This window comes from Streptomyces coacervatus, from assembly GCF_029223485.1.
Classification (GTDB): domain Bacteria; phylum Actinomycetota; class Actinomycetes; order Streptomycetales; family Streptomycetaceae; genus Streptomyces; species Streptomyces coacervatus.
Window position 1 is genome coordinate 140,032 of the sequence record NZ_JARHTP010000006.1, and the last position, 21,150, is coordinate 161,181.

At 68.8% G+C, this 21,150-nt stretch carries 23 protein-coding genes and 1 tRNA gene; 16 read left to right on the forward strand and 8 right to left on the reverse strand.

What is annotated here, in order from left to right:
• Positions 1-230: 230 nt before the first annotated feature.
• Both P2Q00_RS16575 and P2Q00_RS16580 read left to right on the forward strand, forming a co-directional pair.
• Positions 231-767: a YwqJ-related putative deaminase gene (locus P2Q00_RS16575; RefSeq protein WP_275773294.1), complete on the forward strand. Its 537-nt coding sequence runs from the start codon at positions 231-233 to the stop codon at positions 765-767.
• A 62-nt stretch (positions 768-829) separates the two neighbouring features.
• A complete protein-coding gene (locus P2Q00_RS16580) occupies positions 830-1,324 on the forward strand; it encodes an SUKH-3 domain-containing protein (RefSeq protein ID WP_275773597.1) in 495 nt (164 codons plus the stop codon).
• Positions 1,325-1,342: 18 nt separating this feature from the next.
• On the opposite strand, the gene P2Q00_RS16585 is transcribed toward P2Q00_RS16580, so the two are convergent.
• Entirely contained in the window at positions 1,343-2,650 is a 1,308-nt protein-coding gene (locus P2Q00_RS16585; protein ID WP_275773295.1) for a sensor histidine kinase, read from the reverse strand.
• Between the two features lie 167 nt (positions 2,651-2,817).
• Between P2Q00_RS16585 and P2Q00_RS16590 the strand changes: the two genes are divergently transcribed.
• From P2Q00_RS16590 to P2Q00_RS16625, 8 genes are all read left to right on the forward strand, one after another.
• Positions 2,818-3,678, forward strand: a complete 861-nt coding sequence (locus P2Q00_RS16590) for a hypothetical protein (RefSeq protein ID WP_275773296.1) — start codon at positions 2,818-2,820, stop codon at positions 3,676-3,678.
• Between the two features lie 22 nt (positions 3,679-3,700).
• Positions 3,701-3,772 (forward strand) — tRNA-Gln (locus tag P2Q00_RS16595).
• A 121-nt stretch (positions 3,773-3,893) separates the two neighbouring features.
• Entirely contained in the window at positions 3,894-5,342 is a 1,449-nt protein-coding gene (gene glmU / locus P2Q00_RS16600; protein ID WP_275773297.1) for a bifunctional UDP-N-acetylglucosamine diphosphorylase/glucosamine-1-phosphate N-acetyltransferase GlmU, read from the forward strand.
• Between the two features lie 75 nt (positions 5,343-5,417).
• Positions 5,418-6,398, forward strand: a complete 981-nt coding sequence (locus P2Q00_RS16605; protein ID WP_275773298.1) for a ribose-phosphate diphosphokinase — start codon at positions 5,418-5,420, stop codon at positions 6,396-6,398.
• A gap of 180 nt (positions 6,399-6,578) precedes the next feature.
• Positions 6,579-7,178, forward strand: coding sequence for a 50S ribosomal protein L25/general stress protein Ctc (locus tag P2Q00_RS16610; RefSeq protein WP_275773299.1), 600 nt, complete (start codon positions 6,579-6,581; stop codon positions 7,176-7,178).
• A 77-nt stretch (positions 7,179-7,255) separates the two neighbouring features.
• A complete protein-coding gene (gene pth / locus P2Q00_RS16615; RefSeq protein WP_275773300.1) occupies positions 7,256-7,858 on the forward strand; it encodes an aminoacyl-tRNA hydrolase in 603 nt (200 codons plus the stop codon).
• Between the two features lie 52 nt (positions 7,859-7,910).
• Positions 7,911-8,426 carry a hypothetical protein gene (locus P2Q00_RS16620; RefSeq protein ID WP_275773301.1) on the forward strand — a complete coding sequence of 172 codons (516 nt, stop codon included), beginning with the start codon at positions 7,911-7,913 and terminating at the stop codon, positions 8,424-8,426.
• Between the two features lie 146 nt (positions 8,427-8,572).
• Entirely contained in the window at positions 8,573-9,241 is a 669-nt protein-coding gene (locus P2Q00_RS16625; RefSeq protein ID WP_275773302.1) for an LPXTG cell wall anchor domain-containing protein, read from the forward strand.
• A gap of 76 nt (positions 9,242-9,317) precedes the next feature.
• On the opposite strand, the gene ppc is transcribed toward P2Q00_RS16625, so the two are convergent.
• Positions 9,318-12,071, reverse strand: a complete 2,754-nt coding sequence (ppc, locus tag P2Q00_RS16630; protein WP_275773303.1) for a phosphoenolpyruvate carboxylase — start codon at positions 12,069-12,071, stop codon at positions 9,318-9,320.
• 314 nt (positions 12,072-12,385) lie between these two features.
• On the opposite strand from ppc, the gene P2Q00_RS16635 reads away from it, so the two are divergent.
• The 4 genes from P2Q00_RS16635 (at position 12,386) to P2Q00_RS16650 (ending at position 14,631) form a co-directional block, all read left to right on the forward strand.
• Positions 12,386-13,396 carry an acyl-CoA desaturase gene (locus P2Q00_RS16635; RefSeq protein ID WP_275773304.1) on the forward strand — a complete coding sequence of 337 codons (1,011 nt, stop codon included), beginning with the start codon at positions 12,386-12,388 and terminating at the stop codon, positions 13,394-13,396.
• Positions 13,393-14,070, forward strand: a complete 678-nt coding sequence (locus P2Q00_RS16640) for a TetR/AcrR family transcriptional regulator (RefSeq protein WP_275773305.1) — start codon at positions 13,393-13,395, stop codon at positions 14,068-14,070. The genes P2Q00_RS16635 and P2Q00_RS16640 overlap by 4 nt, the downstream gene beginning before the upstream one ends.
• 61 nt (positions 14,071-14,131) lie before the next feature.
• Complete coding sequence (locus P2Q00_RS16645; RefSeq protein WP_275773306.1) at positions 14,132-14,386, forward strand: type II toxin-antitoxin system Phd/YefM family antitoxin; 255 nt, start codon at positions 14,132-14,134, stop codon at positions 14,384-14,386.
• Positions 14,383-14,631, forward strand: a complete 249-nt coding sequence (locus P2Q00_RS16650) for a type II toxin-antitoxin system RelE family toxin (RefSeq protein ID WP_275773307.1) — start codon at positions 14,383-14,385, stop codon at positions 14,629-14,631. Before P2Q00_RS16645 ends, P2Q00_RS16650 begins: the two co-directional genes overlap by 4 nt.
• Here the strand turns inward: P2Q00_RS16650 and P2Q00_RS16655 are convergent.
• Together P2Q00_RS16655 and P2Q00_RS16660 are read right to left on the reverse strand one after the other, a co-directional pair.
• A complete protein-coding gene (locus P2Q00_RS16655) occupies positions 14,606-14,986 on the reverse strand; it encodes a VOC family protein (RefSeq protein WP_275773308.1) in 381 nt (126 codons plus the stop codon). The genes P2Q00_RS16650 and P2Q00_RS16655 overlap by 26 nt on opposite strands.
• A gap of 2 nt (positions 14,987-14,988) precedes the next feature.
• Complete coding sequence (locus P2Q00_RS16660) at positions 14,989-15,801, reverse strand: trans-aconitate 2-methyltransferase (protein ID WP_275773309.1); 813 nt, start codon at positions 15,799-15,801, stop codon at positions 14,989-14,991.
• 89 nt (positions 15,802-15,890) lie between these two features.
• Between P2Q00_RS16660 and tamR the strand changes: the two genes are divergently transcribed.
• Complete coding sequence (gene tamR / locus P2Q00_RS16665) at positions 15,891-16,388, forward strand: MarR family transcriptional regulator TamR (RefSeq protein ID WP_275773310.1); 498 nt, start codon at positions 15,891-15,893, stop codon at positions 16,386-16,388.
• On the opposite strand, the gene P2Q00_RS16670 is transcribed toward tamR, so the two are convergent.
• Positions 16,347-17,114, reverse strand: coding sequence for a LuxR C-terminal-related transcriptional regulator (locus tag P2Q00_RS16670; RefSeq protein WP_275773311.1), 768 nt, complete (start codon positions 17,112-17,114; stop codon positions 16,347-16,349). The genes tamR and P2Q00_RS16670 overlap by 42 nt on opposite strands.
• A gap of 300 nt (positions 17,115-17,414) precedes the next feature.
• Between P2Q00_RS16670 and P2Q00_RS16675 the strand changes: the two genes are divergently transcribed.
• Entirely contained in the window at positions 17,415-17,858 is a 444-nt protein-coding gene (locus tag P2Q00_RS16675; protein WP_275773312.1) for a GNAT family N-acetyltransferase, read from the forward strand.
• On the opposite strand, the gene galK is transcribed toward P2Q00_RS16675, so the two are convergent.
• The 3 genes from galK to galT are packed head-to-tail and all read right to left on the reverse strand — an operon-like array spanning position 17,851 to position 21,031.
• Entirely contained in the window at positions 17,851-19,005 is a 1,155-nt protein-coding gene (galK, locus tag P2Q00_RS16680) for a galactokinase (RefSeq protein ID WP_275773313.1), read from the reverse strand. The two genes, P2Q00_RS16675 and galK, sit on opposite strands and share 8 nt — an antisense overlap.
• A complete protein-coding gene (gene galE, locus P2Q00_RS16685) occupies positions 19,005-19,973 on the reverse strand; it encodes a UDP-glucose 4-epimerase GalE (protein WP_275773314.1) in 969 nt (322 codons plus the stop codon). Before galE ends, galK begins: the two co-directional genes overlap by 1 nt.
• Positions 19,973-21,031, reverse strand: coding sequence for a galactose-1-phosphate uridylyltransferase (gene galT / locus P2Q00_RS16690; RefSeq protein WP_275773315.1), 1,059 nt, complete (start codon positions 21,029-21,031; stop codon positions 19,973-19,975). Before galT ends, galE begins: the two co-directional genes overlap by 1 nt.
• Positions 21,032-21,150: the final 119 nt, after the last annotated feature.

The window sequence follows — 21,150 nt, forward strand, 5'->3', positions numbered from 1 at the left end:
CGCGCCACCGCGCATGTCAACAAGCGTCGCCGCACCAATCGCGGTGCCGACAGCCTATGCGGTACGACCGCACCGGTCACCGGGCACCAGTCAGCCGCCCTCCGCTTCCGTGACCAGCCGTCACCCTGCCGTGACAGCCCGCCCAAACCCGGGCGTGTCGCACCGCCCCAGCTTCCGCACCAGCCACGCCATTTGGCACTCTGTGACGTCCGGGGGAGGCACGGGAGGGGATGACGATCATGAACGCGACGCAGACGGGACCACACACGGCACCGCACACAGGGCCGTCCGGCGACCCCCGCATCGGGTGGAGCGCCACCGAAACCCCGCACGCACCCGCCCTCCAACACCGCCGCGACGGCATACTCCCCACCGTCGCCGCTGCCCTCTCCGTCCGCGGCGCCACCCTCACCGGCACCGCCGCCCGCGGCGACCAGCCCCCACCCCTGCACCCACTCGTCCAGGACTTCCTCGACACCCTCACCAGCGCCCAACGCGACCGCTTCACCGGCCGCTGCGCCGAAACCATCCTCATCTCCCGCCACATAGCCACCGCGGACGCCGCCCGCAGCAAGCGCGCCACCCGCAAACCCATGACCAACGGCGAAGCCCGCAAAGCCCTCAAGCAGGCCAAACTCACCGCCCGCCGCATCCGCGAGGACGGCGACCCCCTGCACGGCAGCTTCGCCGCCCCCTGCCGCGCCTGCACCGCCCTCAGCGCCCACTTCGGCGTACGCATCGTCGACCCCGCGGCAACAGACGACTGAGCCCCGGACGCACAGCTGTGACCTCAGCCATGACCTCAACAAACTCGACGATCGAAGGGCAGATGCACCCCGACCGCACCTCGACCACCCGCTTCCCCGTCCCCGTCGACGCCGCCCTGCGCGCCGCCGGCTGGCAACCCGGACGCTGGGACATAAAACAGGCCGAGATCTGGGCCGACGCCCTGCGCGACCACGCCTCACCCGCAGGCCACCGCCACGCCGTCTTCCCCGCCGCCGTAGAAGCCTGGGCCGAATTCGGCGGCCTCCACCTCACACCCACCGGCCCCGGCCGCCAGGTCGCCCCCGCAGCCCTCCACCTCGACCCCCTGCACGGCCTCCACATGGCCCGCACCCTCAGCGACCTCGGCCGCGCCCTCGACACCGAAGTCAGCCCCCTCGGCACCGAGACCGACACCCGGTCCCTCCTCGCCGTCGACGCCGAAGGCCGCGTCTACGCCCTCGATCACACAGGCGACTGGTACCTCGGCCCCGACATCGACCAGGCCCTCGCCGCCCTCGTCTCAGGCATAGAACCGGTACGCCTCACCGCAGGCTGAACCCCTCCAGGACGGGCACTACGCCGCCGGAATCACCGCCGACACCCGGAAACCCCCCGCATCCGTCGGCCCCGACACAAACACCCCACCCAGCGCGGTCACCCGCTCCTTCATCCCCACCAGCCCATTGCCCCCCGACGGCAACCGCGCAGCCGCCTGAGACGGCACCTCCGGCGGCGGCTCGTTCTCCACCTGCATCGCAATCTCCGACACCCGATGCGCAAGCCGCACATACGTCTTAGCCCCCGCCGCATGCTTGTGGACGTTCGTCAACGCCTCCTGCACGACGCGATACGCGGTCTGCTCGATCTCGGCGGCATACACCCGCACATCCCCCTCGACGGACAGATCCACGACCATCCCCGCGGCCGCCGACTGCCCGACAAGCTCCTCCAACTCCAACAGACAGGGCCCCTCACCCTCATCGGCAGCCTTCGAAGCCGCCACCGCAGCAGCCACCCTCACCGCCGCAAGCGGAACGGCCTGCTCGGCCCGCCGCACACCCCCGTCCCCACTCCTCAACACCCCGAGCATCTCCCGCAACTCGGTCAACGCCTGCCGCCCCATATCCCCCACAAGCGCCGCATTCTTCACAGCCTTCTCGGGATCCTTCCGAGCGACGGCCTGCAGGGCGGCGGCGTGGACGACCATGAGGCTCACCCGGTGAGCCACCACGTCATGCATATCCCGCGCAATCCGAGTCCGCTCCTCATTCCGCGCCCACTCGGCCCGCTCCTCAGCCCGCTCCGCAAGCAACTGCAACTCACGCTCAAGACTGTCCGCCCGCTCCCGCAGACTCTCCATCAGCCGACGCCGCGCCCCCACATACAAACCCAGCAGCAGAGGCGGCGCAGTCATCCCGATCGCGGTGGTGATCGCAGCAAACGGAACGAACCAATCCCCCAGATCCCAGCTCCCCCGCGCCATGTCCTGCCGCACCCGCACAAACATCACGATCAACATGCCGACGAGCGACATCCCCGCCAACGAGCCGATGATCCGCCGCGGCAGCTCGGAAGCAGCGAGCGTGTACAGACCCACGATCCCCATCAGATAGCCCATCTGGGCCGGGGCAATCGCGATCGAAACAAGAACAACAGCAATCGGCCACTGCCGCCTCACCAGCAGCGCCGACCCGGTCAACACCCCGAAAACAACCCCCGCGGCCACCGGAATCCCCGCGTCCCGCGCGAACCGGACCCCCTCGAACGCACACTCCACCGCAGACGCCAACGCCAGACCGACATCCAACGCCGCACTGCGCCACCTGGCCCACCACCACGGCCCTCCCCGGGCCGCCGCGCGCTCTTCCCCCGTCGTGGTCATGCCTCCAGCCTACGGGCGTCCGCGCCCCGTTTTCCGGCGAGTTTCGGTGACGGGTCTACACCACACTCCGTAACCGAACGTAAGCGAAACCGCCCGATATCCCTCGAACTGCTGAATCGCACATTGTTCGCCCCCGGAAGCCCGCATTCCGCCCGGACGGTGTGCCCATGGCACATCCACATGGCAAATACGCCGACTTCGAGGGACTGCGGGAACAGGCGGTTGCGCTACGGCGGCAGGGCTACAGCCTTCGGCAGATCCGGGACGAGCTCCAGGTCCACAACAAGGAGACACTGCAGCGCCTCGTCGAGGGCGAGCCGCCTCCGGAATGGACGAAACGCCCGCGAGCAAAGGACGACCTCCGCGAGAGGGCGCGGGAACTGCGGCAGCAGGGCCGGACGTACAACCAGATCCAGGCGGAGTTGGGCTGCTCCAAGAGCTCGGTGTCGCTCTGGGTGCGAGATCTGCCGCACCCGGAGCCCAAGTGCACGCCAGAGGAACAGCGGGCGCGCATGAACGAGGGGCTGGCGCGACTGCACGCCTCCCGAGACCAAGAGCGCCAGGCAACCAAGCTGACCGCGGCGGCAGCGGTGGGCGAGCTGTCGGACCGCGAGCTGTTCATCGCCGGCGTTGCCCTCTACTGGGCCGAGGGCGCCAAGGACAAGCCACACCGTCGGACCGAGGTCTTGCAGTTCATCAACAGCGACCCCAACGTAATCCGGCTCTTCCTGCGCTGGCTCGAGCTCCTGGAGGTGGCCAGAGACCGCTTGACCCTCCGGGTCAGCATCCACGAGTCCGCTGACGTAGCAGCCGCCGAGCAGTTCTGGGCCGACGTGGTGGACGTCGACGTGTCGGCGCTCAGCAAGGCAACGCTGAAAAAGCACAACCCTCGGACGGTCCGCAAGAACACCGGCGACACCTACCACGGCTGCCTCGTGATCTACGTTCGGCAGAGCGCCGACCTATACCGTCGCATGGAGGGCTCCTGGTACGGCATAGTAGGAGCCGCCGCTCGACGACCTGACTAAATGTCCGGTTTAGTCGAATTATTCCCCCGTGGTGTAATTGGCAGCACTGTGGCTTTTGGTGCCATCTGTCCGGGTTCAAGTCCTGGCGGGGGAGCTCATCTACGTTCGGGCCCTGACCGGTGACAGCACTGTCAGGGCCCGCTCCCATGTCCCCCACGAAACGCCCCGGTATCCTGCGGATGTCCCCACCCACTCCACAGCCGAAGGGCAACCCCGTGAGCGCCATTCGCCCGGCAGCCGTCGTCGTTCTCGCAGCGGGTGAGGGCACCCGTATGAAGTCGGCCACACCCAAGGTCCTGCACGAGATCTGCGGCCGCAGCCTCGTGGGCCATGTGCTCGCCGCCGCCCGTGAGTTGGAGCCCGAGAACCTCGTCGTCGTGGTCGGGCACGCGCGCGAGAAGGTCACCGCGCACCTCGCCGAGATCGACCCCGCCGTACGCACCGCGGTGCAGGCTGAGCAGAACGGCACCGGGCACGCCGTACGCATCGCCCTGGAGTCCCTCGGCGGCAGCGTCGACGGCACCGTGGTCGTCGTGTGCGGAGACACGCCGCTGCTCAGCGGCGAGACGCTCCGGCAGCTCGCGGCCACCCACTCCGCCGATTCCAACGCCGTCACGGTCCTGACCGCCGAGGTCCCGGACGCGACCGGTTACGGCCGTATCGTCCGCGACGGGGCGACCGGCGCCGTCACCGAGATCGTCGAGCACAAGGACGCCTCCGACGAACAGCGCGCCATTCGCGAGATCAACTCCGGCGTCTTCGCCTTCGACGGTCAGCTGCTCTTCGACTCCCTCAAGAAGGTCCGTACGGACAACAGCCAGGGCGAGGAGTACCTGACCGACGTCCTCGGCATCCTCCGCGAGGCGGGTCACCGCGTGGGCGCGTCCGTTGCTGCCGATCACCGTGAGATCGCCGGGATCAACAACCGTGTGCAGCTGAGCGAGGCCCGTCGCATCCTCAACGACCGGTTGCTGACCAGTGCCATGCTTGCCGGGGTGACGGTCATCGACCCCGCGACCACCTGGATCGATGTCACGGTCACGTTCGAGCAGGACGCGGTCGTCCACCCGGGCACGCAGCTGCACGGCTCCACGCATCTCGGCGAGGGCGCGGAGGTCGGTCCCAACAGCCGGCTCACCGACACCCGTGTCGACGCCGGCGCCCGGGTCGACAATACGGTGGCCGTCAGTGCGTATGTCGGGCCGCAGGCGAAGGTGGGTCCGTACGCCTACCTCCGCCCGGGCACCAGCCTCGGTGCGAAGGGCAAGATCGGTACGTACGTCGAGACGAAGAACGCTGCCATCGGGGAGGGGACCAAGATTCCTCATCTCTCCTATGTCGGTGACGCGACGATCGGTGAGTACACCAACATCGGTGCCGCGAGCGTGTTCGTGAACTACGACGGGCAGGAGAAGCACCACACCACGGTGGGGTCGCATTGCCGGACGGGTTCGGACAATATGTTTGTGGCTCCCGTCACGGTTGGGGACGGCTCGTACACCGCCGCGGGGTCCGTGATCACGAAGGATGTGCCGCCCGGTTCGCTGGCTGTGGCCCGTGGCCAGCAGCGGAATATCGAGGGTTGGGTGGCTCGTAAGCGTCCGGGGAGCGCGGCTGCGAAGGCGGCGGAGGCGGCTTCTCGGCAGGTCGAGAGCGAAGACTGACCGGAAACGGGTGCGTCGAACACGGCGTACCGTGATAAGTGCACACCCAGTTGAGACACCTCTGAGGAGACAGCTGTGACCGGGATCAAGACGACCGGCGAGAAGAAGATGATGTTCTTCTCCGGCCGCGCCCACCCCGAGCTTGCCAAGGAGGTTGCGGAGCAGCTGGGGGTCGGGGTTGTCCCGACGAAGGCCTTCGACTTCGCCAACGGTGAGATCTACGTCCGTTATCAGGAGTCGGCGCGTGGTGCGGACTGCTTTGTGATCCAGAGCCACACGGCTCCGATCAATCAGTGGATCATGGAGCAGCTCATCATGATCGACGCGCTGAAGCGTGCGTCGGCCCGCTCGATCACGGTGATCGTGCCGTTCTACGGTTACGCGCGGCAGGACAAGAAGCACCGTGGTCGTGAGCCGATTTCGGCGCGGCTGATCGCGGATCTGATGAAGACGGCGGGTGCGGACCGGATTCTGACCGTGGATCTGCACACGGATCAGATCCAGGGTTTCTTCGACGGCCCGGTGGATCATCTCTTCGCTCTTCCGCTTCTTGCGGACTATGTGGGTCGGAAGGTCGATCGCGACAAGCTGACGGTGGTCTCGCCGGACGCGGGGCGTGTGCGGGTGGCGGACCGCTGGTGCGACCGTCTGGGTGCGCCGCTGGCGATTGTGCACAAGCGTCGTGACAAGGACGTGGCGAACCAGGTGACCGTCCATGAGGTTGTGGGTGAGGTCAAGGGTCGGGTCTGTGTGCTGGTGGACGACATGATCGACACGGGTGGCACGATCTGCGCGGCGGCGGATGCGCTGTTCGCGCATGGTGCGGAGGACGTCATTGTGACGGCGACGCACGGTGTGCTCTCCGGTCCGGCGGCGGATCGGCTGAAGAACTCGCGGGTGAGTGAGTTCGTGTTCACGAACACGCTGCCGACGCCGGGTGAGCTGGGCGGGGATCTGGACAAGATCACGGTTCTGTCGATTGCGCCGACGATTGCGAGTGCGGTGCGTGAGGTGTTCGAGGACGGTTCGGTGACGAGCCTGTTCGACGAGCAGTGAGCGCTCGTTGAGCCGTAAAAACGCTTCTGCATGATCGATTTTCCTGTGGCCTCCCGCGCCGAGTAGACTTCTCCAGTTGCTCGGCGAGGGAGGCCACGCCTCCGTTATCGACGCGCTCTTCGTAGCAGGCCGTTCGTGGCCGGGTGACCACGTCCGTTCTGTTTTCTACGAGGAGTGATCATGTCCGAGGTCAAGATCTCCGCTGAGTCCCGTACCGAGTTCGGCAAGGGTGCGGCCCGTCGTATCCGTCGTGACTCCAAGGTTCCCGGTGTTCTGTACGGTCACGGTTCCGACCCGCTGCACCTGACCCTTCCGGGCCACGAGCTGCTGCTTGCGCTGCGTACGCCGAACGTCCTGATCTCTCTGGACATCGACGGCAAGGCGAACGAGCTCGCGATCCCGAAGTCCGTGCAGCGTGACCCGATCAAGGGCTTCCTGGAGCACGTCGACCTGCTGCTGGTCAAGCGTGGCGAGAAGGTCACGGTCGAGATCCCGGTGCACACCGAGGGCGAGCTGGCTGCGGGTGGGAACCTGCTGGAGCACGTTCTGAACGCGCTGCCGGTCGAGGCCGAGGCCACGCACATCCCCGAGTCGGTCACCGTCTCCGTTGAGGGCCTGGAGGCCGGTGCCGCCATCCTCGCGAAGGACATCGCGCTGCCGAACGGCACCACGCTGGCCGTCGACGGGGACGCCGTCGTGCTGCAGGTCCTGGCCGCGCAGGCGGAGGAGGCCGCTGAGGGCGGGGAGGCCGCGGGCGAAGAGGCTGTCGCCGAGGCCTGATCCTCACCGGCCGCATTCAACGGTTCGTTCAGCCGCTGTTCCCTCGGGGGGCAGCGGCTGGCGCGTATCAAGGAGTTATGGACGTGACCACCCCCGCCAATGGCCCCTGGCTTGTTGTGGGCCTCGGGAATCCCGGGCCCGAGTACTCCATGAACCGGCACAACGTCGGGTTCATGGTGGCCGATCTGCTGGCCGAGCGGATCGGGGGGAGGTTCAAGCGGGCGGGCAAGGCGCAGGCGCAGGTCGTGGAGGGGCGGATCGGGCCGCCGGGGCCGGCGAACCGGCGGGTGATTCTGGCGAAGCCGATGTCGTACATGAATCTGTCGGGTGGTCCGGTCAATGCGCTGCGGGATTTCTACAAGGTGCCGGTGGCGAACATCGTTGCTGTGCATGACGAGTTGGACATCGATTACGGCGTTCTGCGGCTGAAGCTCGGTGGTGGGGACAACGGGCACAACGGGTTGAAGTCGATGACGAAGGCCTTCACCGCGGACTATCACCGGGTGCGGTTCGGGATCGGGCGGCCTCCGGGGCGGATGCAGGTGGCGGACTTCGTGCTGAAGGATTTCTCCTCCGCGGAGCGCAAGGAGCTGGACTACTTCGTGGACCGGGCGGCGGATGCGGTGGAGTGTCTGGTGATCGAGGGGCTGGAGCGGGCGCAAAGCACGTACAACTCCTGACTTGTCGCCCGCCGGGGGCGGCTGGAGTTGACCTGGTGTGGGGGCATGGCCAATGATCCCGGCCATGCCTGCCACTGCCGTCTCTTCCCATCGGGTCTCGCGCCAGGGCTCGGTCGCCGCGTTGCGGTTCGGGCGTCTCGCGGCGATGGGTGCGGTCGCGGTGCTGATTCTGGTCGCGGGGGTGTGGGCGTCGTGGCGGACGGCTCCGTATGTGATGCTCACGAAGGGGCGGGAGCGCGGCACGATCGAGGTGACGCGGTGCGCGGACGATACGTGCACGGGTCGCTATACGCCTATTTCGCAGGGTTCTTCGGGTCGTGACCGGGCGGTGATCGAGAAGACGGTTGCGGTGCGGAAGGGGCAGACGTACACGGTCGTGGTGAAGCCGGGCGGTGATGAGGTCGTGCGGTCGGGGCCGGCGGGGATCCTGTATGCGTGGGTTCCGTTCGGCGGGGCGTTGCTGCTGGCTTCGGTGGTGGTGGCCGGGGGGCTGGGGCGGACGCGGGCCGGGTGGGTGCTGGCGGGGTCGGGGATCGCGCTGCTCACTGCGGCTTTCGTGACTATCTGACGAGATTCCCCGTTCTCCGTGTTGTGGAGAGCCTGTGTCTTGTCAGTTGTGTTGTCTGTTCGTGATTGACCTTGAGTCAGGCATGGCTGGATGCTGAGCCGCCCCCTCCACATCTTCCCGTCCGTAACTCGAAGATGGACTGCCCCATGCGTACCCTCACTCGCGCCGGCGCCCTGTCCGCCGTCGCCGCGGCGGCGCTGTTGTCCGCGCCGGTCGCCGCTCACGCCACCGCTCCCGGTGACAACGGGACCGTGAAGATCCATGACGCCACCACCGGCGAGGAGTTGAAGCGCAACGAGCCGCACGTCTGCACGTTCTATCTGGATGCGTTCGGCTTCGATGCCGTCCAGCAGGTCGACTGGCACATCGAGGCCTGGGCTCCTACGGCTGCGACGAAGGGCGCGACCGTGAAGACCGGTGCCATCACGCTGGATGCTCAAGGCCATGGCCGTACGGCGGATCTGTCGCTGCCCGACGGGCACTACAAGCTGTTCTGGAACTTCGACGGTGAGAACGGCGCCGCCAAGCACAAGGTGTTCTGGACGGACTGCAAGGGCTCGGAGGGGGGCGGCAGCGGTTCGACGCCTGCCCCGTCGGCGTCTTCGTCTTCGCCGGCGTCCTCGCCCTCGACCGCGTCTTCGTCCGCGCCTTCTTCGGGGGCTGCGTCCGCGTCCGCTTCCGCGTCCCCGCAGGGCGGCTCCGGCGACGACCTCGCCGAGACCGGTAACGGTGCCCCGGTGGGCCTGCTCTCGGGTGGTGCGGCCGCGTTGTTGGCGGCGGGCGGTTACCTGATGCTCCGGCGGCGCCGGTCCTGACGTAGAGGAAAAGCAGAAGAAAACAGGGGTGCCCCGAGCTTGTACGAAGCTCGGGGCACCCCTGTGTGTGTATGGGTCAGCCGGTGTTGCGCAGGCCCGCGGCCACGCCGTTGACAGTGAGCAGCAGGGCGCGGGCGAGCAGCGGGTCGGGCTGTTCGCCGGCGGCTGCGGCGTCGCGCTGGCGCTTGAGGAGGGTGACCTGGAGGTAGGAGATCGGGTCGAGGTAGGCGTCGCGGATGGTGAAGGTCTGCTTCAACACCGGGGTGGCGTCGAGGAGTTCGGGCTCGCCGGTGACCCGCAGGACCTCGCGGACGGTGAGTTCGTGCTCGGCCTTGATGGTCTCGAAGACGTGCTTGAGGTCGTCGGGGACGAGGGTGTCGACGTAGTGGGCGGCGATGCGCAGGTCGGTCTTGGCGAGGGTCATCTCGACGTTGGAGATGAAGTTGCGGAAGAAGTGCCACTGTTCGTGCATCTCGTCGAGCACGGTGTCCCCTTCTTGCCGCAGGCCTGCCTCGCGCAGCGCCTTCAGGCCGGAGCCGACGCCGTACCAGCCGGGGACGATCTGCCGGGACTGGGTCCAGCCGAAGACCCAGGGGATGGCGCGGAGGCCGTCGAGGCCGGCGCCGGAGTCGGGCCTCCTCGACGGCCGCGAGCCGAGGTGCAGGTCGGCGAGCTGGTCGACGGGGGTGGAGGCGAAGAAGTACGCGGGCAGGTCGGGGTCTTCGACGAGCCTGCGGTAGGCGGCTTCGGCGGCGTTGCTGACGACGTCCATGGCGGCGTCCCAGCGGGCGAGTGCCTCGACGGACTGGCGGGGGGCGGTGTGCAGGGCGGAGGCCTGGAGGGTGGCCGCGACGGTCAGTTCGAGGTTCTCGCGGGCCAGGGAGGGCACGAGGTACTTGTCGGAGATGACCTCGCCCTGCTCGGTGACCTTGATCTCGCCTTCGAGGGTGCCCCAGGGCTGGGCGAGGATCGCGTCGTGGGAGGGGCCGCCGCCGCGGCCGACGGTGCCGCCGCGGCCGTGGAAGAGACGGAGGCGTACGCCGTAGCGGTGGGCGACGTCGCGCAGGCGGCGCTGGGCGCGGTGGATCTCCCACTGCGAGGTGGTGATGCCGCCGAACTTCGATGAGTCGCTGTATCCGAGCATGACCTCCTGGACGTCCCCGCGCAGCGCCACCAGACGCCGGTAGGACGGGTCGGAGAGCATGTCCTCCAGGATGTTGTCGGCGGCCTTGAGCTCGTCGGTGGTCTCCAGGAGCGGCACGATGCCGATCTTCGCCCAGCCGGCGTGCAGGTCGATCAGGCCGGCCTCGCGGGCCAGTACGGCGGCGGCGAAGACGTCGTCGGCGCCCTGGCACATCGAGATGATGTACGACTCCACGACCTCGGGTCCGAAGACCTCCAGGGCCCGCTTGACGGTCTGGAAGACGCCGAGGGTCTTCTCGCCGGGTGCGTCGACGGGTGCCGGGGTGGGGGCCAGGGGCCTCCTGGACCTGAGCTCCTTGGCGAGGAGCTTGGCCCGGTACTCGCGGGGCATGTCGGTGTACCGCCAGGATTCCTCGCCGAGGCGGTCGAAGAGCTGGCCGAGGGCGTGGTGGTGGGCGTCGGCGTGTTCGCGTACGTCCATGGTGGCGAGCTGGAGGCCGAAGGCGGCGAGGGTGCGGATGGTGCGGTTCATGCGGCCGTCGGCGAAGAGGCCGCCGCGGTGCTCCCGGAGGGAGGTCTGGATGAGGGTGAGGTCGGCCAGCAGCTCGGCGGTGCCGAGGTAGTCGCGGCCCGTCTCGTGCGGGATGCCCTTGGCGAGGCGCTGCTTGGTGTTCTCCAGCTTCTGCCGGATGCAGGTGGCCTTGAGGCGGTAGGGCTCCTCGGCGTTGAGGCGCTTGTAGCGGGGGCTGATCTCGGGGAGGCGTTCCAGGTCGGCCTGGAGGGATTCCAGGAGTTCCTGGGTGGCGCCGGTGTAGCGGATGGAGTTCGACAGGAAGCCGCGGAGTTCGTCGATGAGTTCCAGGGCGTCGTTGATGCCGTGTTCGTGCTGGAGGATCAGGACGTCCCAGGTGACCTGGGGGGTGACGTTCGGGTTGCCGTCGCGGTCGCCGCCGATCCAGGTGCCGAAGGTGAGGGGGCGGGTGTCGTCGGGGAGCTTCACGCCGACCCGCTCCAGCTCCGCCGTCAGGTCCTCCAGGACGTCGCCGACGGCGCCCGCGTGCAGTTCGTCCAGGTAGTAGATGGCGTTGCGGGCCTCGTCGGCGGGCTCGGGGCGTACGACGCGCAGTTCGTCGGTCTGCCAGACGAGGTCGATGTTCTCGGCCAGTCGGGTGTCGTAGCGGCGGCGGTCGGCCTCGATGACCGGGGTCTCCAGGAGTGCTGCGATGCGCCGGAGCTTGTTGAGGACCGAGCGGCGCGCGGCCTCGGTGGGGTGCGCCGTGAACACGGGGCGGACATTGAGGTGGCGGACCGTCTGGCGCAGGTGCTCGGGGTCGGCGTCCTTCAGCCGGTCGGCGGTACGGGCGAGAAGGCCGCCCTCGGCGGCGCGGCGCTCGCGCAGTTCGCGGCCGCGGTGGACCTGCTCGGTGACGTTGGCCAGGTGGAAGTAGGTGGAGAAGGCGCGGACCAGCTTGGCCGCGGTCTCCAGTTCGGTGCCGCGCAGCAGTTCGGCGGCGGCCTCTCCGTCCTCGCGGGTGAGGCGGCGGACCTTTTCGACGAGTTCCAGCAGCTCGGGGCCCTCCTGTCGGACGAGGGCCTCGCCGAGGAGGTCTCCCAGCCGCCGGATGTCGGCGCGCAGTTCGCTGCTGGTCGACGTGGTGCTCGTAGTCAGGTCGTCGGCACTGCTCACAGGTGCGGCTCCTTGCAGTGTTGAAGCTCGTCCGGGAGGGGAACCCGGCGGCAGGGGCCGCGCGGCGGGCGCCGCATACGGCCCTGGCATCCGGGAAGAAGTTCAGAGCGGACCGCGCTGTCCGACCGACTCCAGGATAGGTGTCCATGCGGACGCGCATGATTTCGGGCTCTTGCCGCCGGGCGACTCGCTGCCATACTTACGACGCCGTAGGTTACGGAACCGTAGGGACCGTTGTAACGGAACCTGGGCAAGGTTCCCGCAGCTGGCCCGGCACCTCGTCTCAAAACCCTCGACCCCACAGGGGACGCCCCATGACCACAAGTTCCGATGTGATCGACGACGCCCCGAAGGCGAACAACGACACCTCATTCACCTCGGCAACGCTTGGCGGCGAAAAGAAGGGGTCGGTCGAGCAGATCGCGCTCCTCGTCTTCATCGTCGTCCCCTTCCTGGCGCTGGTCGCGGCGGTGCCGCTGGCCTGGGGCCGGGGCGTGAGCTGGCTCGACCTCGGTCTGCTCGTGTTCTTCTACTTCCTCGGCTGCCACGGCGTCACGATCGGCTTCCACCGCTATTTCACCCACGGCGCCTTCAAGGCGAAGCGCCCCCTGCGCATTGCGCTCGCCATCGCCGGCTCGATGGCGGTGGAGGGCCCGCTGGTCCGCTGGGTCGCCGACCATCGCAAGCACCACAAGTTCTCCGATGCGGAGGGCGACCCGCACTCCCCGTGGCGTTTCGGCGAGACCCTGCCTGCGCTGATGAAGGGCCTCTGGTGGGCGCACATCGCCTGGATGTTCGATGAGGAGCGGACGCCGCAGGACAAGTACGCGCCCGACCTGATCAAGGACCCGGCGATCCGTGCGATCTCCCGCCAGTTCGTCTACTGGACGGCGCTGTCCCTCGCTCTGCCCCCGCTGATCGGCGGTCTGGCGACGATGTCCTGGTGGGGTGCGTTCACCGGCTTCTTCTGGGGCTCACTCGTTCGGGTGGCTCTGCTGCACCATGTGACCTGGTCGATCAACTCGATCTGCCATGCGGTCGGCAAGCGGCCCTTCAAGTCGCGCGACCGCTCGGGCAACGTGTGGTGGCTCGCGGTCCTGTCCTGCGGCGAGTCCTGGCACAACCTGCACCATGCCGACCCGACCTCCGCGCGGCACGGTGTGGAGCGCGGCCAGCTGGACTCCTCGGCGCGCTTCATCCGCTGGTTCGAGGCGTTCGGCTGGGCGTACGACGTGCGCTGGCCGTCACGCTCGCGTATCGATTCACGCCGTAACACCGGCCAGGAGGGCTCCGAGCCCCGGAAGGAGTCGGCGAAGGCGGCATGATTGACGCCGTGGCGACCGACTCCAGCAGCACCCCGAGCAATGAGAAGCCGCGGCGAACGCGGCGCACCCGGATGACGGGGGCCGAGCGCCGCCAGCAGCTGCTCGAGATCGGTCGCACCCTGTTTGCCGCCAAGGGCTTCGAGGGCACGTCGGTGGAGGAGATCGCGGCGAAGGCCGGGGTGTCCAAGCCGGTGGTGTACGAGCACTTCGGCGGCAAGGAGGGGCTGTACGCGGTGGTGGTGGACCGTGAGATGCGGCGCCTGCTGGACATGGTGACCAGCTCCCTGACGGCAGGCCACCCGCGGGAGCTCTGCGAACAGGCAGCCTTCGCCCTCCTGGACTACATCGAGGAGAACACGGACGGCTTCCGCATCCTGGTCCGTGACTCCCCCATCCCGCAGTCCACGGGCTCCTTCGCCTCCCTCATCTCGGACATCGCCACGCAGGTGGAGGACATCCTGGGCCGCGAGTTCAAGTTGCGCGGCTTCGACCCCAAGCTGGCCCCGCTGTACGCCCAGGCCCTGGTCGGCATGGTCGCCCTGACCGGCCAGTGGTGGCTGGACGTACGCCGCCCGAAGAAGGCGGAGGTGGCGGCGCACCTGGTCAATCTGGCGTGGCACGGGCTGGACGGCCTGGAGGCCAAGCCGCATCTGATCGGGCGCCGGAAGAGCTGAGGTTCACCGGAAAAGATGCCACTAGTGGGCAGCCAGATGCACCTTGTGGAATCATGGCTGCATGACTCAGATCGCGATCAGCGCAGCCCGTTCCCAGCTCGGCGACCTGGTCCGCCGTGCGGCTCACGACCACGAGACCATCGCCCTCACCGACCATGGGCACGTGGCCGCGCTCCTCGTCTCGCCGCAGGTGATAGAGGATCTCGAAGACGCTCTGGCCGTCGCCGACTACCAGCGGCGCAAGGCCGAGGGAACACTGGGGGAAGGCATCCCCATGGCAGAGGTGCGCAGGCGGCTGGGGCTTGAGAAGCCGTGACTTACGAGATCATCTTCGAGCCGCACGCCCTCGATGCGGCAGCGCGGTTCCTGACCGAAGACCCAGCCGGACTCGCCAAGGTCCTGGACGCCATCGACGAGTTGGCCCACGATCCGCGACCGACTGGTTCGAGGCCGTACGGCCCGAACATCCGCCGCATTCGTGTCGACGAGTACCGGGTCCTGTACATCATCGACGCCGAGGTCATCCGCATCCTCGTCACCCACCTCGGCCGGACGGCCTGACCGGCTCCAGGAACTCCAGCCGGTTCCCCACCGGATCCGATGAGTAGAAGCGCCGGTGGCCTGGGAGATTGTCGTCCCAGGTGACCGGCGCTCCGCGCGCCGCGAGCCGCTCGGCGTACGCCTCGATGTCCGTGACCCGCAGCCCCGGGTGGGCCTTCTTCGCGGGCCGGAAGTCCTTCTCGACCCCCAGGTGCAGCTGCACCGCCCCCGCCCCGAACCAGCACCCTCCCCGCGCCGCCAGCACCGGCGGCTTAGGGATCTCCGTCATGCCGAGGACGCCGACGTAGTACGCCCGCAGCCGGTCCTCGGTGCCGGCCGGTACGGCGAGCTGGACATGATCGACGGCGGTGATCATGTTCACGCCTCCTTGCGGGCGACCGCGAAGATACGGCGGAACGGGAACGCCGTACCGTGCGCACCGGCCGGATAGGCCTCCCGCAGGGCCGCCCGGTAGGCGTCCAGGAACTCCTTCCGGGCCGCCGGGTCGTCGGCGAGGGCCGTGAGGACGGGACGCAGCCCGGTCCCCTTCACCCAGTCCAGCACCGGATCCTCACCCGCCAGGAGATGGACGTATGTCGTCTCCCATACGTCCGCCGTGCAGCCGAGCGCGGTAAGGCGCTCCAGGTAGGTCTCCGGCGCAAGGACGGCGTCGTCGTGGCGGAGGGTGTCGGCGAGGCGGTCCTTCCAGCGGGCGGAGTGGGCGAGTTCGCGCATGAGCTGGTGGCTGGGGGCGCCGAAGTTGCCGGGCACCTGGAAGGCGAAGGTGCCGCCGGGCTTCAGGCCGGCGACCCACTCCCCGAAACGCTCTGCGTGGCCGGGGATCCACTGCAGGGTGGCGTTGCTGACGATCAGGTCGTACGGCTGTGCGGGCGCCCAGGTCCGTACGTCGGCCGGGGCGAAGTCGAGGCGGCCGCCGCCGGAGGTGGGGCCGCCGTGGTCGACGTGGGCCTTGTCCAGCATCTCGGGCGAGTTGTCGTAGCCGGTGATGTGGGCGGCGGGCCAGCGGTCGGCGAGGAGGACGGTGACGTTGCCGGGGCCGCAGCCGAGGTCGGCGATGCGGGGCGGGTCCTCGGGCAGGTCCGGGATGCGGGCGAGGAGGTCGGTGAAGGGGCGGGCGCGGTGGCCGGCGTGGCGGAGGTACTGGGCCGGGTCCCAGGTGGGGGTGCTCATGCCTGTCACCTTCCCGCCCCACTTATCTCGATGTCAAGAGACTCGACATCAAGAGACTTCACATCGACACAACCACTACACTGATCGTCATGGAGGACGAGGTCGATCGACTGGTCGCAGCATGGCGCCGGGAGCGTCCGGACCTCGACGTGGAACCGCTCGAGGTGCTCAGCCGGGTGAGCAGACTGGCCCGGCATCTGGACCGGGCTCGCCGGCTGGCCTTCGCCGAGCACAGCCTGGAGCCCTGGGAGTTCGACGTGCTGACGGCGCTGAGGCGCGCAGGCACGCCGTACCAGCTCTCGCCGGGGCAGCTGCTGACGCAGACCCTGGTCACCTCGGGCACGATGACGAACCGCATCGACCGCCTGGCGAAGAAGGGCCTGGTGGAGCGGCTGCCCGACCCGAGCGACCGCCGCGGGGTGCTGGTGCGGCTGACGGACGAGGGCCGGGACCGCGCGGACCAGGCCCTGGCCGGACTGCTGGACCAGGAGCGCGCGATCCTCGCCGAGCTGTCGGGTGCCCAGCGCGGTGAACTCGCCGGGCTGCTACGCCAGTTGACCGCCCCGTTCGACAACATCCCCGGCTAGGTCGACGGGCCCGACCCCGGCGCGGCGCGCGAGGGCGACGGCGGCGAGGGTGGAGTGGACGCCCAGCTTGCCGAGGACGTTCTGCATATGGGTGCGGACGGTGTGGGGCGAGAGGAACAGCCGCTCGGCGACCGCCTTTCTCCCCAGCCCGGCGACCATGCACCGCAGCACTTCCCGCTCCCTCGGCGTGAGGGACTCGACGAGCCGCTCGCTCTCGGTGCGGTGCTTGCGCGCGGCGGTCAGCTCCCGCAGGACGCCCGTGAGCAGGGCGGGCGGCAGATGCGTCTCGTCGCGCAGGACACCTCGGATGACATTGAGCAGCCGGGACAGCGAGCAGTCCTTGGCCACCCAGCCGGAGGCCCCGGCCTGCAGGGCGAGCGCGGCGCGCCGCGGATCGTCCTTCTCGGCGAGCACGATGATCCGTACGCCCGGCTGCGCGGTGCGCACCCCGGCGACCAGCGAAATCCCGTCGACGAGCCCGTCCTCATTGGCCTCCTGAACGGGCACTGCGGGCCGTACGCCCGGCACATTGCCGCCCAGGTCGGAGTCGACGAGCAGTACGTCGAACCGCCGCCCCTCGGCTGCCGCACGCTCCAGGCTGCGCAGCGCGGCGGGACCGCTGCCGGCCGCGGAGACGTCGACGTCGGGCTCGGCCGCAAGCGCAGCGGCGAGCGACTCGGCGAAGATGCGATGGTCGTCCACGACCAGGACTCGGATGCGAACCACGAAACCCCCTTCCCCAGGCTCTTGAAGAGCAGGGGATACCCCATAGTCGGGAGACGGCACGGGCGCAGGTACGGCGCCCGAAGCGTCCCGGGTCGCCTTTGAAACCCAGGACTGGAACGGCACACCGCACGGCCGCCGCCGTGCGGAGACTGCTACCCCCACTTCGGGCGTCGTACCCGACTGTCTCGCCCCCTGATCGGCACCGGCCCCCACCGGTGCTGTTCATCAGGGTACGGCCGGGGGCCAGGAGCGGAAGGTAATTTGCAGAACTGGCTGTCCAGTGCGTTTATCGTGAGCCGCATGTTTCGTATTGAGACAGAAGTCGACAGGGCCCGGCGCGATCTTCTCCATTCCCGGCTGCGCGACACCAACACCAAGGCCTCCCCCGTCCTGCGTGCCTTGCGCAAAACCCCGGCGGAGCGCGAACTTCCGCTCCACGTCTGGGTGTTGGACGACCAGGACGAGCTGGCCGCCGGCCTGGTGGGCCACACCTGGACGGCCTGGCTGCACGTGGCCTATCTGTGGGTGGACGAGCGGTGGCGGGGAGCGGGCCTCGGCTCACGCGTCCTGGCGGAGGCGGAAAAAATCGCCCGCTCCGAACGGGGCTGCACCTCGTCCCGCCTGGAGACCTGGGACTTCCAGGCGCCGGGTTTCTACAAGAAGCAGGGGTATGAGGTGGTGTGCGTGATCCCCGACTATCCGCCGGGGATCACGGAGTACACGTTGACGAAGCGGCTCAGCTGAGCCTGCGCGCCCCCGCCGAAGGCACCGCCTCGAACACCCGCGGTGCCGTGAAGTCCGCCGCCGCGAAGGCTTCTTCCACCGCCTTGGTGATCGTGTCCACGTCGGCCGCCTCCGCCAGGACGATCGCCGAGCCGCCGAAGCCGCCGCCGGTCATCCGGGCGCCCAGGGCGCCGGAGGCCAGGGCCGTGTCGACGACCAGGTCCAGTTCGGGGCAGGAGATGCGGAAGTCGTCGCGCAGGGAGGCATGGCCGGCGATCAGCACCGGGCCGATGGCGCGGGTGTCGCCCGACTCCAGCAGGGCTACGACCTTCTCCACCCGCTCGTCCTCCGTGACGATGTGGCGGACCAGGCGGACCGCCTCCTCGTCGTCGCCCAACCGTTCCAGCGCGGCGTCCAGTTCGGCATAGGGGACGTCCCGCAGTGCGTCGACGCCCAGCAGCGCCGCGCCCCGCTCGCAGCCCGCCCGGCGCTTGCCGTACTCGCCCTCGCTGTGCGAGTGCTTGACCTGGGTGTCCACCACCAGCAGGCGCATGCCCTCGGCGGCCAGGTCGAAGGGGATCTGCTTCTGGGAGAGGTCGCGGGTGTCGAGGAACAGGGCGTGGCCCTCCTCGCAGCAGGCGGAGGCCGTCTGGTCCATGATGCCGACGGGGGCGCCGACGTAGACGTTCTCCGCGCGCTGGCACAGGCGGGCCAGCTGCCAGCCCTTGAGGCCCAGTTCGTAGAGGTCGTTGAGAGCGAGGGCGACCACGACCTCCAGCGCCGCCGACGACGACAGGCCCGCGCCCGCCGGGACCGTCGAGGCGAGGTGGATGTCCGCGCCGGTCACCGGGTGGCCGGCCTCGCACAGCGCCCAGACGACACCGGACGGGTACGCCGTCCAGTTGCGGTCCGAATCCGGGGCCAGGTCGTCCAGTCGCAGCTCTACGACGCCGCCCTCGACGTCCGCCGAGTGCAGGCGCAGCACACCGTCCGTGCGCCGTGCGACGGCCGCGACCGCGGTGTGCGGCAGCGCGAAGGGCATCACGAAGCCGTCGTTGTAGTCGGTGTGCTCACCGATGAGGTTGACGCGGCCCGGCGCCGCCCAGACACCCTCGGGTTCGGTCCCGTAGAGCTCGACGAAGCCGTCCCGCACCTGCTGTGCCTGCACTACTGCTCCCTTGCGATCTTCTGCGCGAACTCCCACGCGTCCGCGACGATCCCCGCGAGATCCGCGCGGGACGGGTTCCAGCCCAGCTTCTCGCGGGCCGTGGCGGCCGACGCCACCAGGGCCGCCGGGTCACCGCCGCGGCGCGGGGCCACGACCTCCGGGATGGGGTGGCCGGTGACCTGCCGGACCGTCTCGATGACCTGGCGGACCGAGAAGCCCTCGCCGTTGCCCAGGTTGCAGATGAGGTGCTCGCCGGAGGTGGCGGCCTTCAGCGCGAGCAGGTGGGCGTCGGCGAGGTCCGCGACATGGATGTAGTCGCGGACGCAGGTGCCGTCGGGGGTCGGGTAGTCGTCGCCGTAGACCGAGATGGCGTCGCGCCTGCCCTGGGCCACCTGGAGCACCAGTGGGATGAGGTGGGACTCGGGGTTGTGGCGTTCGCCCTGCTCGCCGTACGCGCCCGCCACGTTGAAGTAGCGCAGGGAGACCGCGCCCAGGCCGTGGGCCGCCGCCTCGCCGGTGATCATGTGGTCGACGGCGAGCTTCGAGGCGCCGTACGGGTTGGTCGGCGAGGTGGGTGCCGACTCGACGATCGGGACCTCCTTCGGCTCGCCGTAGGTGGCGGCCGTGGAGGAGAAGACCAGCTTGCGGACGCCCGCCTCGCGCATCGCGCCCAGCAGCGCCATCGTGCCCGCGACGTTGTTGTCCCAGTACTTCTCGGGCTTCACGACCGACTCGCCGACCTGCGAGAACGCGGCGAAGTGCAGGACCGCCCCGAAGGAGGAGTCCAGCCATTTGGCGGCGTCGCGGATGTCGCCCTCGATGAAGGCCGCACCGGCCGGGACGCCCTCCCGGAAGCCCGTGGAGAGGTTGTCGAGCACGACGACCTCGTGGCCCGCCTCCAGCAGATGCTGGGCGACCACGCTGCCCACGTAGCCCGCGCCGCCCGTCACCAGGTACTTACCGCTCATCAACTCGCTACCTCTCGCAGTCGCTCGGCCGCGCGCTCCGGCGGCACGTCGTTGATGAACACACTCATGCCGGACTCGGAACCCGCGAGGAACTTCAGCTTGCCGGAGGTTCGGCGGATGGTGAAAAGCTCGAGGTGGAGTGCGAAGTCGTCACGGTTGACGCCCTCGAACTCCTCCAGCGCGCCGAAGGGGGCCTGGTGCCAGGCCGCGATGTACGGCGTCGGCGGCTCCCCTTCACCGAAGATCCGGTCGAAGCGCCTCAAGAGTTCCAGATAGACCTGGGGGAACTCTGTGCGCGCGTCCTCGTCCAGCCCGAGCAGGTCGGGCACACGGCGCTTCGGGTACAGGTGGACCTCGTACGGCCAGTGCGCGGCGTACGGCACGAACGCCACCCAGTGTTCACCCTCCAGGACGACCCGCTCACCGGCGAGCTCGCGCTCCAGGACGGCGTCGAAGAGGTTCTCACCGCCGGTCGCCTCCTTGTGCTGGGCCAGCTGCCGCAGCATCAGGGACGTACGCGGGGTGGTGAAGGGATAGGCGTAGATCTGGCCGTGCGGATGGCCGAGCGTCACGCCGATCTCCTCGCCCCGGTTCTCGAAGCAGAACACCTGCTCCACGGCAGGGAGATGCGACAGCTCGGACGTCCGGTCCGTCCAGGCCTCCAGGACCAGGGCGGCCTGCTCCTCGGTGAGGTCGGCGAAGGACGCGTTGTGGTCGGAGGTGAAGCAGACGACCTCGCAACGGCCCGAGTCGCCGGCCAGGGAGGGGAAGCGGTTCTCGAAGACGACCACGTCGTACGACGAGTCCGGGATCTCGCTCAGGCGGTCGCCCTGGGAGGGGCACAGCGGGCATTGGTCGGCCGGCGGGTGGTAGGTGCGGCCCTGGCGGTGCGAGGCGACGGCGATGGCGTCGCCGAGCAGCGGGTCGCGGCGGACCTCGGAGGTCGTGACGGTCCGCTCCAGCGGACGCTTGTCCACCGCGTCGCGCACGGTGTCGTCACGCAGGTCGTAGTAGATGAGCTCGCGACCGTCGGCCAACGAGGTCGAGGTCTTCTTCACGCCACGGCTCCTCACCCAAGCAACCCTCAACAGAACTCAACATAACAAACCACAAGGCAACAGCGACGTCAATGGTCTGGCGGCCGGGAACGGACGGTCATGGGGCGTGACAAGGCGTG